14 protein-coding genes and 1 pseudogene are annotated in these 13,176 nt (G+C 53.3%); 9 read left to right on the plus strand and 6 right to left on the minus strand.

What is annotated here, in order from left to right; all coding sequences use genetic code 11:
- Together FDX03_RS19875 and FDX03_RS19880 are read right to left on the minus strand one after the other, a co-directional pair.
- Positions 1 to 1,509 (minus strand): heavy metal translocating P-type ATPase (locus FDX03_RS19875; RefSeq protein ID WP_249357123.1); only part of this gene is annotated, 1,509 nt, incomplete at its 3' end.
- Between the two features lie 74 nt (positions 1,510 to 1,583).
- On the minus strand, positions 1,584 to 2,210 hold the full coding sequence (locus FDX03_RS19880; protein ID WP_003827558.1) for a lysoplasmalogenase: 627 nt from the start codon (positions 2,208 to 2,210) through the stop codon (positions 1,584 to 1,586).
- Positions 2,211 to 2,351: 141 nt separating this feature from the next.
- On the opposite strand from FDX03_RS19880, the gene FDX03_RS19885 reads away from it, so the two are divergent.
- On the plus strand, positions 2,352 to 2,711 hold the full coding sequence (locus tag FDX03_RS19885; RefSeq protein WP_137346472.1) for a DUF2500 domain-containing protein: 360 nt from the start codon (positions 2,352 to 2,354) through the stop codon (positions 2,709 to 2,711).
- Positions 2,712 to 2,811: 100 nt separating this feature from the next.
- On the opposite strand, the gene FDX03_RS19890 is transcribed toward FDX03_RS19885, so the two are convergent.
- Entirely contained in the window at positions 2,812 to 3,087 is a 276-nt protein-coding gene (locus FDX03_RS19890) for a DUF1145 family protein (protein ID WP_048213588.1), read from the minus strand.
- Positions 3,077 to 3,673: a 16S rRNA (guanine(966)-N(2))-methyltransferase gene (rsmD, locus tag FDX03_RS19895; RefSeq protein WP_048213587.1), complete on the minus strand. Its 597-nt coding sequence runs from the start codon at positions 3,671 to 3,673 to the stop codon at positions 3,077 to 3,079. Before rsmD ends, FDX03_RS19890 begins: the two co-directional genes overlap by 11 nt.
- Positions 3,674 to 3,824: 151 nt before the next feature.
- On the opposite strand from rsmD, the gene ftsY reads away from it, so the two are divergent.
- From ftsY to livJ, 5 genes are all read left to right on the plus strand, one after another.
- Positions 3,825 to 5,339, plus strand: coding sequence for a signal recognition particle-docking protein FtsY (ftsY, locus tag FDX03_RS19900; protein ID WP_137346473.1), 1,515 nt, complete (start codon positions 3,825 to 3,827; stop codon positions 5,337 to 5,339).
- A gap of 2 nt (positions 5,340 to 5,341) precedes the next feature.
- Positions 5,342 to 6,010, plus strand: a complete 669-nt coding sequence (ftsE, locus tag FDX03_RS19905; protein ID WP_006687468.1) for a cell division ATP-binding protein FtsE — start codon at positions 5,342 to 5,344, stop codon at positions 6,008 to 6,010.
- A complete protein-coding gene (ftsX, locus tag FDX03_RS19910) occupies positions 6,003 to 7,061 on the plus strand; it encodes a permease-like cell division protein FtsX (RefSeq protein WP_048213585.1) in 1,059 nt (352 codons plus the stop codon). Before ftsE ends, ftsX begins: the two co-directional genes overlap by 8 nt.
- Positions 7,062 to 7,314: 253 nt before the next feature.
- Positions 7,315 to 8,169, plus strand: coding sequence for an RNA polymerase sigma factor RpoH (gene rpoH / locus FDX03_RS19915; protein WP_003023425.1), 855 nt, complete (start codon positions 7,315 to 7,317; stop codon positions 8,167 to 8,169).
- A 270-nt stretch (positions 8,170 to 8,439) separates the two neighbouring features.
- Complete coding sequence (livJ, locus tag FDX03_RS19920) at positions 8,440 to 9,543, plus strand: branched chain amino acid ABC transporter substrate-binding protein LivJ (protein WP_140168316.1); 1,104 nt, start codon at positions 8,440 to 8,442, stop codon at positions 9,541 to 9,543.
- Positions 9,544 to 9,626: 83 nt separating this feature from the next.
- On the opposite strand, the pseudogene FDX03_RS19925 reads toward livJ, so the two are convergent.
- Positions 9,627 to 9,753, minus strand: a pseudogene (locus FDX03_RS19925) (hypothetical protein).
- Entirely contained in the window at positions 9,738 to 10,121 is a 384-nt protein-coding gene (gene panM, locus FDX03_RS19930) for an aspartate 1-decarboxylase autocleavage activator PanM (protein WP_101742611.1), read from the minus strand. The pseudogene FDX03_RS19925 and the gene panM overlap by 16 nt, the downstream one beginning before the upstream one ends.
- Positions 10,122 to 10,544: 423 nt before the next feature.
- Here panM and livK point away from each other — a divergent pair, with 423 nt between their 5' ends.
- The 3 genes from livK to FDX03_RS23690 form a co-directional block, all read left to right on the plus strand.
- Positions 10,545 to 11,654 (plus strand): high-affinity branched-chain amino acid ABC transporter substrate-binding protein LivK, encoded by a 1,110-nt coding sequence (gene livK, locus FDX03_RS19935; RefSeq protein WP_086523487.1) that lies wholly within the window; start codon positions 10,545 to 10,547, stop codon positions 11,652 to 11,654.
- Between the two features lie 61 nt (positions 11,655 to 11,715).
- On the plus strand, positions 11,716 to 12,642 hold the full coding sequence (gene livH / locus FDX03_RS19940) for a high-affinity branched-chain amino acid ABC transporter permease LivH (RefSeq protein WP_003023435.1): 927 nt from the start codon (positions 11,716 to 11,718) through the stop codon (positions 12,640 to 12,642).
- Positions 12,639 to 13,176, plus strand: a 538-nt coding sequence (locus tag FDX03_RS23690) for a DUF3382 domain-containing protein (RefSeq protein ID WP_249357124.1), incomplete at its 3' end; no start/stop codon positions are given. The genes livH and FDX03_RS23690, both read left to right, overlap by 4 nt.

Raw genomic sequence — 13,176 nt, forward strand, 5'->3', positions numbered from 1 at the left:
TCCGACTAATGCGCGCTGTTCTTTCGCGACAGGTATAGCCAGTTCGCGCGTTTGTGCTTCCCGAACAATCGCCTGCGCCAGCGGGTGTGTCGCGCCTTGCTCTACCGCTGCCGCCAGCGCCAGCAGTTCAGCCTCGCCAATACCGCTTGCCGGGTGAATCGCTGTGACGCGCGGTTTACCCACGGTCAGAGTACCCGTTTTATCAAACGCGACCTGCGTGACTCTTCCCAACTGTTCCAGCGCGGCCCCGCCTTTGATTAGCGCGCCACGACGCGCCGCGGCGGCAAGACCAGAGGTAATGGCTGCGGGGGTTGAAATTACCAGTGCACATGGGCAGCCAATCAGCAGCAGCGTCAGCCCTTTATAAATCCACTCCTGCCAGGATGCGGCAAACAGTAGCGGTGGTACAAGGGTAACCAGCAGCGCAACCGCCATAATGGCTGGGGTGTAAATCCGGCTGAAACGGTCAATAAAACGCTCAATGGGGGCGCGACGTTCATCCGCTTCTTCAATCAGCTTCAGAATACGGTCAATGGCGCTGGCGCCCGGTTCGGAGAGCACTTCCAGCGTAACCAGACGATCCACGCTGGTGGCACCTGCCGGGACTTTCTCGCCGGTGGCGCGTTCAACCGGGATCGATTCGCCGGTCAGGGCGCTTTCATCAAAACTGGCAAAGCCGGAGACCAGTTTGCCGTCGGCAGGTAAACGCCCACCCGCGGCCACTTCGATAACATCGCCAGGGCGGAGGCTATTAATAGCCACCTCTTCGCGCTCGCCGTTACGCAGGCGCGTGGCGGTTTCCGGTTTGAGCGCCATCAGCGCGCTAACCCCTTTACGGGCACGGCTGGCAGCCCATCCTTCCAGACGCTCGCCGATTAAAAACAGCAGCAGTACCATGGCGGCTTCCGCTGTCGCGCCGATAAACAGTGCGCCGATGGCGGCCACGCTCATTAATGTTTCAATGGCAAAGTAGCTGCCGGTTTTCATCAGACGCAGAGCCTGACGGGCAATGGGGTACAGACCGACCAGGGTGGTGGCGATAAACGCTATCTGACCGAAGGGGTGATTGAACTGCTCCAGCCCCCAGCTAATCGCCATCATGATAATCAGCGAAATCAGCGGTAGGTTTTCTTTAAACCGCGATTCGGGGGCTTCTTCTGGTGCCTGCTCATCACGCAGGGTATAGCCTGCTTTCTGCACCGCATTTTCAACTTGCTGGCGGATATCGGAACCGGCGTCGACCACCAGTTTTTCGGTGGCAAACAGCACCTGAACCTGGTTAACGCCGCTGACCTGGCGGACCGCATTCTCTACTTTTCGGGCGCAGGCCGCGCAGTCCATGCCTGCCACTTTCCAGGAATAGCGAGTCCCGTCAACGGTATCGGATACGGGTGGCGTAGTGGAGCAAGTTCCTTCGCAGCAGCAGCCATCAGCCTTCTTTGGCGCAGGCGCTGGCTTGAAAGAAGAGAATTGTGGGGCTTTTTTGCCATTGGTATCGGGTGTCGACATGGCATCCTCCGATTGATAATCATTTCGTATTAACCGGAGGATACACTCTGGAGTCGACTCCAGAGTCAAGCATTTTAAAGATACAACGAACGAACAATCAGGAAATGTCCGGCGAAGTAGCAGGCGGCGGCAATGGCGTTATCGGCGCGGAAGCGGCGACGGTAATGGCTACCCAGCCAGACAATATTGCCGATGAACAGGAGCGATGCGCCCATAAATGCCGACAGCGCCGGAGCGGTCGGGCGGAAGAACCACAGTTCGCCAGCCATCCAGACCATCATCAGCGTGATGCCAATAAAGGTGCAGATAGCGACACGCAACTCTTCCAGGCGCGTCCAAATCACAGCAATCAGCAACGCCCCCAGCACCACCAGTACCAGCGGCAAAGGCCAGAAGAACGACAGCGTCATTTGGCTGGCGAAGTAAATGGTATACAGCAGGTGTGACAGGAAGAATGCCCCCACTGCGTACAGTAGGCGTTGGCGCGGCAATAGCGTCAGCGCGTCGCCCAGCAGCGAAGCCAGCAAGCCGGCCAGTACCAGGTAACTGATAGCGTTAAACATTGGCGCCTGCCAGGCCAGCAGCGCCAGCAGGAGTAACGTCAGGGGTTTAAAGACCCAGCGTTGCCAGGCAGGCCCACGATAGGAAGCATCCACGAACAACCATGCGGAAAGGCAGACAGCGATAAACGACCAAAGCATCTTAGTTCCTTGAATTCGTTATTTTTTCGTAAGCGGGGTGCTCACGGCTCTACTGTCCAGTGTAGAGGTCGATACTGCCAGATGACAACACCATAACGGGCAATGTATGCTTATTTCCGCATTTTCTGATGGGTTAATAATATGAGCAAGCCACCACTTTTTTTCATTGTTATCATTGTCTTAATCGTTGTCGCAGCGTCGTTTCGCTTTGTTCAGCAGCGACGTGAAAAAGCGGATAATGATGCCGCGCCGCTGGTGCAAAAGCAGGTGGTGGTGACGAATAAGCGGGAAAAGCCGCTAAACGACCGGCGCTCCCGTCAACAGGAAGTGAGCCCGGCGGGCACCAGCATGCGCTATGAAGCCAGCTTTAAGCCACAAAACGGCGGCCTGGAGCAGACGTTTCGTCTGGATGCTCAGCAGTACCATGCGCTAACGGTCGGGGATAAAGGCACGTTGAGCTACAAAGGTTCGCGTTTTGTTGATTTTACGGCTGAACGCTAAGGTTTCATTTGGCTGATGCCGGATGGCGGTTTACGCCTTATCCGGCCTCCTGGTTTTGTCGCTCCGGCTCGCTATGCGATACCAGGCAAAGTGAGCACCATTACTTCTTCAACTGGTCTTTAATCTTCTTCTGCCATACCAGCAGTTCAAATACGCCGAACAGAAAAATACGCACTTTCTCGCCGCTGGTCATTTGCGGGCCATCTTTCGGCATGGTTGATTTCAGCAGCGCCAACTGCATGCCGTGCATCAGCACCATAAACACCAGAGCCACATTTACGAAGATATTGAGCGGACGTGGGAACGGTTGAAAAATATTCAGTAGCAGGAATGCCCAGACACACAGCATCAACAGACGTCCCAGATTAATCAGCATGTTGCTCTCCTTGTGCTTCACGTTGATACAGACGATAAGCAACCTGCCCAGCCACTTTTTCGCGGTATAACGACCAGTTAACCGGAACCGGCGGCAGGCCGTTTTCGACTTCGCTTTCCACGTAAATATACGCTTCATTTGCCAGCCAGCCGCGAGTTTCCAGAAGAGTTAATGTTTCTTCCAGTAATCCTTTACGAAACGGCGGATCCACAAACACCACGTTATGCGGCGTACCGGCCTGGGCCAAAAATGTCAGGGTATTGGTGTTGACCACGCGGGCATGGGGTGCTTTCAGCGTGGCGAGATTCTTTTGCAACTGCTGAGATACCGCGCGATCCATCTCCAGCAGCGTGGCATCTGCCGCATAGCGGGAGAGTGCTTCCAGACCCAACGCGCCGCTGCCGGCAAAGCAATCAAGGCAACGGGCATCGACCATCACCGGGGCCAGCCAGTTAAACAGCGTTTCGCGTACGCGGTCGGTGGTCGGACGCAGTCCGGGGCTGTCCGGAACCGGGAGTTTACGGCCTCGCCATTGCCCGCCAATAATGCGGATCTGTCCGCTGCCAGAGTGATTCGGTTTTTTCATTTCTATTATTGCTCAATCCGCCTATAGCATGTCATTCCAGGCGGTGATGTGAGTTAAGTTAAGTGATAGACTATTTCATCATTTTTTTAGCTGCTATGTACATAGCGTTGACGCTGTGCCATGAAGCAACAGCGGGGGAGTGTAGTCGCAAATGGCGAAAGAGAAAAAACGTGGCTTTTTTTCCTGGCTGGGCTTTGGTCAAAAAGAGCAGGCACCGGAAAACGAGACAGAAGTAAAAAACGAAGAACAACAACCGGTTGCTGAAGAAACTACCGTCGTTGACGAACAGCCGCACGTCGAGGAAACCCGTAGCGAGGCGGAAACGCAAGCCTTTGCAGCTGAAGTTGTTGAAGTCACTGAACAGGTTGCGGAAATTGAGAAACTGCAGCCGGAAGAAGAACCTGTTGCCGAACAAGCGCAGCCGGAAATTGAGCCGGTTGCTGAAACTGTAGTGGAAACGCCAGCAGCGGTAGTTATCGAACGCGAAGAATTACCGCTGCCGGAAGAGGTGAAAGCCGAAGACGTTTCTGCCGAAGAGTGGCAGGCCGAAGCGGAAACCGTAGAAATCGTTGAGGCGGTTGAAGAAGAAGCCGAAAACGAACCGCAACTGACCGACGAAGAGCTGGAAGCGCAGGCGCTGACCGCTGAGGCCGCTGAAGAAGCCGTCATAGTGGAGCCGCCAGAAGAACCTGCTGTAGAAGAACCGGTAGAAGAAGAGGTGGTCCAGGAGCAGGAAAAACCAACCAAAGAAGGTTTCTTTGCGCGCCTGAAGCGTAGCCTGCTGAAAACAAAAGAAAACCTCGGTTCCGGATTTATCAGTCTGTTCCGTGGTAAAAAGATCGACGATGATCTGTTTGAAGAGTTGGAAGAGCAACTGCTGATCGCCGATGTGGGCGTAGAAACAACCCGCAAGATCATTGCAAATCTGACAGAAGGCGCCAGCCGCAAGCAGCTCAAAGATGCAGAAGCGTTGTACGGCCTGCTGAAAGATGAGATGGGTGAGATTCTGGCGAAGGTTGACGAACCACTGAATGTTGAGGGTAAGACGCCATTTGTTATCTTAATGGTTGGCGTTAACGGCGTGGGTAAAACCACCACTATCGGTAAGCTGGCGCGTCAGTTTGAGCAGCAGGGTAAATCGGTGATGCTGGCGGCGGGCGATACTTTCCGTGCGGCGGCGGTAGAACAGCTGCAGGTCTGGGGTCAGCGTAATAATATCCCGGTGATTGCTCAGCATACCGGCGCAGATTCTGCGTCCGTTATCTTTGATGCCATCCAGGCGGCGAAGGCGCGTAACGTAGATGTGCTGATCGCTGATACCGCAGGGCGTTTGCAGAATAAATCGCACCTGATGGAAGAATTGAAAAAAATCGTTCGCGTGATGAAGAAGCTGGACGTTGATGCGCCGCATGAAGTTATGCTGACTATCGACGCCAGCACCGGGCAGAATGCGATAAGCCAGGCCAAACTGTTCCATGAAGCGGTGGGTTTAACCGGTATCACCCTGACCAAGCTGGACGGAACGGCGAAAGGCGGGGTCATTTTCTCGGTTGCCGATCAGTTTGGCATCCCTATCCGCTATATCGGTGTGGGTGAACGTATCGAGGATTTACGTCCGTTTAAAGCGGGCGATTTTATAGAGGCACTTTTTGCCCGAGAGGATTAACAATGATTCGCTTTGAACATGTCAGCAAGGCCTATCTCGGTGGGAGACAAGCGCTGCAGGGAGTCACATTCCATATGCAGCCTGGCGAGATGGCGTTTCTGACCGGCCACTCCGGCGCGGGTAAAAGTACCCTGCTGAAGCTGATCTGTGGAATTGAACGGCCCAGCGCCGGGAAAATCTACTTTAGCGGGCACGACATCAGCCGTTTGAAAAACCGTGAAGTGCCGTTTCTGCGTCGCCAGATCGGCATGATTTTTCAGGATCACCACCTGTTGATGGACAGAACCGTCTTCGACAACGTGGCAATCCCACTGATCATTGCGGGTGCCAGCGGGGACGATATTCGTCGTCGCGTGTCAGCGGCGCTGGATAAGGTCGGGCTGTTGGACAAAGCGAAGAACTTCCCGATTCAACTCTCCGGCGGTGAACAGCAGCGTGTGGGCATCGCCCGCGCGGTGGTGAACAAGCCTGCGGTACTGCTGGCGGATGAACCGACGGGGAACCTGGATGACGCGCTGTCAGAAGGGATCCTGCGTCTGTTCGAAGAGTTTAATCGCGTCGGGGTAACGGTATTAATGGCGACGCACGATATTGGGCTGATCTCCCGTCGTTCTTATCGCCAGCTTGTCCTGAGTGACGGACACCTGCATGGAGGCCTGGCGCATGAATAGGCGTGACGCTATCAATCAAATCAAACAGTTCGGTGGACGACTGGATCGCTTTCGTAAATCGGGCGGCGCGCCGGGTGATGGCGGTCGCAACGCGCCAAAACGTGCGAAAGCGTCGCCAAAACCGAACTCGCGTAAAACCAACGTCTTTAACGAGCAGGTACGTTATGCGTTCCAGGGCGCGTTACAGGACCTGAAAAGTAAACCGCTGGCGACATTTCTGACGGTGATGGTTATCGCTATCTCACTGACGTTGCCAAGTGTTTGTTACATGGTCTACAAGAACGTGAACCAGGCGGCAAGCCAGTATTACCCGTCCCCGCAGATCACCGTATATCTGCAAAAAACGCTGGATGATGATGCGGCGGCACGTGTGGTGGGGCAGTTACAGGCCGAACAGGGCGTGGAGAAAGTGAATTACCTCTCCCGTGACGATGCGCTGGGCGAATTCCGTAACTGGTCTGGCTTTGGCGGCGCGCTGGATATGCTGGAAGAGAACCCGTTGCCCGCCGTGGCGGTGGTGATCCCGAAACTGGATTTCCAGGGCACGGAATCACTGAACACGCTGCGTGATCGTATTGCACAAATCAACGGTATCGATGAAGTACGCATGGATGACAGCTGGTTTGCACGACTGGCGGCGTTAACGGGCCTGGTCGGACGCGTTTCCGCGATGATTGGCGTGCTGATGGTGGCGGCGGTCTTCCTCGTCATCGGTAACAGCGTGCGTCTGAGCATTTTTGCGCGTCGCGATACCATTAACGTACAGAAACTGATTGGTGCGACGGATGGATTTATCCTGCGTCCGTTCCTTTACGGCGGCGCGCTGCTGGGTTTTTCCGGCGCATTTCTTTCACTGATTTTGTCAGAAATTTTGGTGATGCGACTGTCATCAGCGGTGACTGAAGTGGCACAGGTTTTCGGAACGAAGTTTGATATCAACGGCTTATCATTCGATGAGTGCTTGCTACTCCTGCTGGTATGCTCAATGATTGGCTGGGTGGCAGCCTGGCTTGCCACGGTTCAACATTTACGCCACTTTACCCCCGATTAAAAAATCTCTGGTATAATCTTTCCCTGCACTGAGTAGTTCGCTCTGCAGGGAAAGAGCCCTGTTTTCTCTTCCCGGCGCATTCATCGTGATGTCACATTTTGTGCGTAATTTATACACATTACGACATGGAACTTGTGGATAAAATCACTGTCTGATAAAAGATTGAATGATATTCTCGTTGCTCATAAGCTCTGGCATGGTTGTTGCTATTGGTTTTTACCAACGCCAGATGACAAAGATTGAGAGGATTTGAATGACCAAAGAAATGCAAAATTTAGCTTTAGCCCCTGTTGGTAACCTGGAGTCTTACATCCGGGCTGCGAACGCGTGGCCGATGTTGTCGGCTGACGAGGAGCGGGCGCTGGCTGAAAAGCTGCATTACCAGGGCGATCTGGAAGCAGCTAAAACGCTGATCCTGTCTCACCTGCGCTTTGTTGTTCATGTTGCTCGTAACTACGCGGGCTATGGCCTGCCGCAGGCGGATCTGATTCAGGAAGGTAATATCGGCCTGATGAAAGCCGTGCGCCGTTTCAACCCGGAAGTGGGTGTGCGTCTGGTCTCCTTCGCCGTGCATTGGATCAAAGCCGAGATCCACGAATACGTTCTGCGTAACTGGCGTATCGTGAAAGTCGCGACCACCAAAGCACAGCGTAAGCTGTTCTTTAACCTGCGCAAAACCAAGCAGCGTCTGGGCTGGTTTAACCAGGACGAAGTTGAAATGGTTGCTCGTGAGCTGGGTGTTTCCAGCAAAGACGTGCGCGAAATGGAATCCCGTATGGCGGCGCAGGACATGACGTTTGACATGTCTTCGGACGACGAGTCCGACAGCCAGCCGATGGCTCCGGTTCTGTATCTGCAGGATAAATCCTCCAACTTTGCCGACGGCATTGAAGAGGATAACTGGGAAGATCAGGCCGCGAACAAACTGACCCACGCAATGGAAGGTCTGGACGAGCGTAGCCAGGACATCATTCGTGCCCGCTGGCTGGACGAAGACAACAAGTCGACGTTGCAGGAACTGGCCGATCGCTACGGCGTTTCCGCTGAACGTGTTCGTCAGCTTGAAAAGAACGCCATGAAAAAATTGCGCGCGGCGATCGAAGCATAATCTTCCAGCCGACCTGGAAATGCTGATAAACCCTGGATGAAAATCCGGGGTTTTTTGTTTTTATCTCTCCCCCTCTCTCCTGACGTTTATGCTTTTTGTCATCAAGTTGTTATCTGCATGTCAAATTTAGCTATTCCAAAATAATAAAAATCGGGTATGTTTTAGCAGAGTATGCTGCTAAAGCACGGGCAGCTATCCAATAATTGAAATAAAGTGCTGAACAACAACATCACAACACACGTAATAACCACAATAATGGGGATTGTCAGGATGAATATGAAGGGTAAAGCGTTATTGGCAGGATGTATCGCCCTGTCTTTGAGCAATATGGCGTTTGCTAAGGATATTAAAGTTGCTGTCGTCGGCGCGATGTCCGGTCCGGTAGCGCAGTATGGCGATCAGGAATTTACTGGCGCAGAGCAGGCGATTGCAGATATCAATGCCAAAGGCGGCGTGAAAGGCGACAAACTGGTCATGGTGAAATATGACGATGCCTGTGACCCGAAACAAGCGGTAGCGGTTGCTAACAAAGTGGTCAACGACGGGATTAAATACGTTATCGGCCACCTGTGTTCTTCCTCCACTCAGCCTGCGTCAGATATCTATGAAGACGAAGGCATTCTGATGATTACCCCAGCGGCAACGGCGCCAGAGCTGACCGCACGCGGCTATAACCTGGTGTTACGTACCACTGGTCTGGATTCCGATCAGGGCCCAACGGCCGCCAAATATATCGTTGAAAAAGTGAAGCCGAAGCGCATTGCGATCGTTCACGACAAACAACAGTACGGTGAAGGCCTGGCGCGTTCCGTGCAGGACAACCTCAAGAAGGCTAACGCTGACGTGGTGTTCTTTGACGGGATCACCGCCGGTGAGAAAGATTTCTCTACGCTGGTGGCGCGTTTGAAGAAAGAGAATATCGATTTCGTTTACTACGGCGGTTACCATCCGGAAATGGGGCAGATCCTGCGCCAGTCTCGCGCCGCGGGTCTGAAAACTCAGTTTATGGGACCTGAAGGGGTAGCGAACGTGTCGCTGTCTAACATCGCGGGTGAGTCTGCAGAAGGCTTACTGGTAACGAAGCCGAAGAACTACGATCAGGTTCCGGCGAACAAACCGATTGTGGATGCGATCAAAGCCAAGAAACAGGATCCGAGCGGTGCATTCGTATGGACCACCTACGCCGCGCTGCAATCCTTGCAGGCCGGTCTGAACCAGTCTGACGACCCGGCTGAAATTGCCAAATACCTGAAAGCAAACTCAGTGGAAACCGTAATGGGGCCTCTGTCATGGGATGCGAAGGGCGACCTGAAAGGCTTCGAATTTGGCGTGTTTGACTGGCATGCCAACGGGACGGCGACAGACGCCAAGTAATTTTCCCGGCGCCTTTTGCGCTGCAGGTGCGTTGGCTGTGTTATTCAACCCCGGTCACTTACTTCTGTAAGCTCCCGGGGACTTCATAACTTGCCGCCTTCCTGCAGCGCGAAATTCTTGGAAAATTGCGAGGTGGTTTTTTATTTTTTCTCCCAGCATGTAGGCCGGATAAGCGTCAGCGCCATCCGGCTTTTTTATCTTTTTTCCCAGCCATTCTCCTGGGCCGTAAACCCTAATGCCTGCATAAACGCGGCCATCACGCCGCGGTCTTCCACGCCGACGTCGGCCATCCACCATGAACTCACGTCCGGGTTTTCGCGGAGAGTTTCTTCAACCAAATACTGCCCAACGCCACGACGACGGGTGATATCGCGTACACGTAAGGAATCCAGTGCACCTTGCGTACCGCTCAGGGTGACACGTACTGCGCCAAGCAGGCGCTCGTTAAAGCGTGCTGCATAGATCCGGTGCGTTTCATCTACGCTTAATGATGAGGCGGAATATTCCGGCCAGATTTTGCCAAGATCGATGAGATCCTGATCACTGAAGTTTTCTAAACGAACGATGGTCAGCTTCATTAACAGCATGTCCAAATCACAAAAGATGGAATGAGTGTACCGAAATAATTCGTCCGGATGCTTTCTCTTTTTTATGTGAATAACCAGATTAATAATTTTGTAACAACAGTAATGACAGTTTGAAACCGTAGAGATTGAAAAACAGGCAGAATAATACCCTGGAATGCAGCATTTTATTCGGCTCTTTGTACCGTTATTTTATGCTGACAAACGTGCTTTTTTTTGTTTATCTATAGTGAAAAGCAGAATATTATCTTTTCTTAATCGACTGAAAAATAGAGATTTTAGCCTGATTTTGCTTAAATGACTGCGCTAAACCATTAATGAGACTGGTAAAAATAGTGCAGTTCAAAAAAAGCACAGACTGCTTTTTAACCACATAAATACAAAATATTAATTACGTCACGAATGGGGATTCAGGTAATGAAACGGAATGCGAAAACAATCATCGCAGGGGTGATAGCACTGGCAATGTCGCACGCTGTCATGGCGGAGGATATCAAGGTCGCTGTTGTTGGCGCGATGTCAGGTCCGGTCGCGCAGTGGGGCGATATGGAATTTAATGGCGCACGTCAGGCGATTAAAGATATCAATGCCAAAGGTGGGATCAAAGGCGACAAGCTGGTCGCCGTGGAATATGACGATGCCTGCGATCCGAAACAGGCCGTTGCCGTCGCGAACAAAATCGTCAACGACGGCATTCAGTACGTAATTGGCCACCTGTGTTCTTCATCGACTCAACCGGCATCAGATATTTACGAAGACGAAGGCATTCTGATGATTTCTCCGGGAGCGACTAACCCGGAGCTGACGCAGCGCGGTTACGCTCACATTATGCGTACAGCGGGCCTGGATTCCTCTCAGGGGCCGACCGCCGCGAAATACATCCTGGAGCAGGTGAAGCCACAGCGTATCGCCATCATTCATGACAAACAGCAGTACGGTGAAGGCCTGGCGCGTTCGGTGCAGGACAGCCTGAAAGCAGGTAAAGCCAACATCGTTTTCTTTGACGGTATCACTGCCGGGGAAAAAGATTTTTCTGCGCTGATCGCCCGCCTGAAAAAAGAAAATATCGACTTCGTTTATTACGGTGGCTACTACCCGGAAATGGGGCAAATGCTGCGTCAGGCACGTTCAGTTGGCCTGAAAACCCAGTTTATGGGACCAGAGGGCGTGGGAAATGCCTCACTGTCTAACATTGCTGGTGATGCCGCTGAAGGCATGCTGGTGACCATGCCAAAACGCTATGACCAGGATCCGGCGAATAAAGCTATCGTCGATGCGCTCAAAGCTGACAAGAAAGATCCAACTGGACCGTACGTGTGGATCACTTATGCAGCCGTCCAGTCATTGGCGACAGCAATGGATCGTAGCGGTAGCAAAGAGCCGCTGGACCTGGTGAAAGATCTGAAAGCACACGGGGCTGATACCGTGATTGGGCCGCTGAAATGGGACGAAAAAGGCGATTTGAAGGGATTTGAGTTTGGTGTCTTCCAGTGGCACGCGGATGGTTCATCGACCGTCGCGAAGTAATACCTGAAGACGAGTTATCCCACCGCCCGTGTAAAACGGGCGGGTTAAGAAAGGTTACCTTATGTCCGAGCAGTTCCTCTATTTCTTGCAGCAGATGTTTAACGGCGTCACGCTGGGAAGCACCTACGCGCTGATCGCCATCGGCTACACGATGGTGTACGGCATTATCGGCATGATCAACTTCGCCCACGGCGAGGTGTATATGATCGGCAGTTATGTCTCCTTTATGATCATCGCCGCGCTAATGATGATGGGCATTGATTCCAGTTGGCTACTGGTCGCGGCGGGCTTCGTCGGCGCGATTGTGATTGCCAGCGCCTACGGCTGGAGCATTGAACGCGTGGCGTATCGGCCCGTGCGCAGCTCCAAGCGCCTGATTGCGCTAATTTCCGCTATCGGGATGTCCATCTTCCTGCAAAACTACGTCAGCCTCACTGAAGGCTCGCGCGATGTGGCACTGCCCAGCCTGTTTAATGGCCAGTGGACCGTTGGCAGTAGCGAAAACTTCTCTGCTTCCATCACCACCATGCAGCTGGTTATCTGGATTGTAACCTTCCTGGCGATGCTGGCGCTGACGCTGTTTATCCGTTATTCCCGTATGGGGCGCGCCTGCCGTGCCTGCGCGGAAGACCTGAAAATGGCCAGCCTGCTCGGCATCAACACCGATCGCGTGATTGCGCTGACCTTTGTGATTGGCGCAGCAATGGCGGCAGTAGCAGGTGTGTTGCTTGGACAGTTCTACGGCGTAATTAACCCCTATATTGGCTTTATGGCCGGGATGAAGGCCTTTACTGCGGCGGTGCTTGGCGGTATCGGTAGTATTCCAGGGGCGATGATCGGCGGCCTGATTCTGGGCGTCGCGGAAGCGCTCTCCTCTGCTTATCTGAGTACTGAATACAAAGACGTCGTTTCATTCGCGCTGCTGATTCTGGTGCTGCTGGTGATGCCGACCGGTATTCTGGGTCGCCCGGAGGTAGAGAAAGTATGAAACCGATGCATTTTGCAATGGCGCTGCTCTCTGCCGCCATGTTCTTCGTCCTGGCGGGCGTCTTTATGGGCGTTCAGTTAGAGCTGGACGGTACCAAGCTGGTGGTCGATACCGCCTCGGATATCCGTTGGCAGTGGGTGTTTATCGGCACTGGCGTGGTCTTTCTTTTCCAACTGCTGCGTCCCGTTTTCCAGAAGAGCCTGAAGAGCGTCTCCGGGCCGAAGTTTATTCTGCCGGCGATTGACGGCTCCACCGTTAAACAGAAGCTGTTCCTGGTGGCGCTGCTGGTGATTGCCGTGGCGTGGCCGTTTATGGTGTCGCGCGGCACGGTGGATATCGCCACGCTGACGATGATTTATATCATCCTCGGCCTCGGCTTAAACGTGGTGGTGGGGCTTTCCGGCCTGTTGGTGCTGGGCTACGGCGGCTTCTACGCCATTGGTGCGTACACCTTTGCGCTGCTGAACCACTATTACGGTCTTGGTTTCTGGACCTGTTTGCCGCTGGCGGGACTGGTATCGGCGGCGGCAGGAT

Origin of the sequence: Citrobacter sp. wls827 (genome assembly GCF_005280875.1) — a bacterium.
Taxonomy (GTDB): Bacteria; Pseudomonadota; Gammaproteobacteria; order Enterobacterales; family Enterobacteriaceae; genus Citrobacter; species Citrobacter youngae.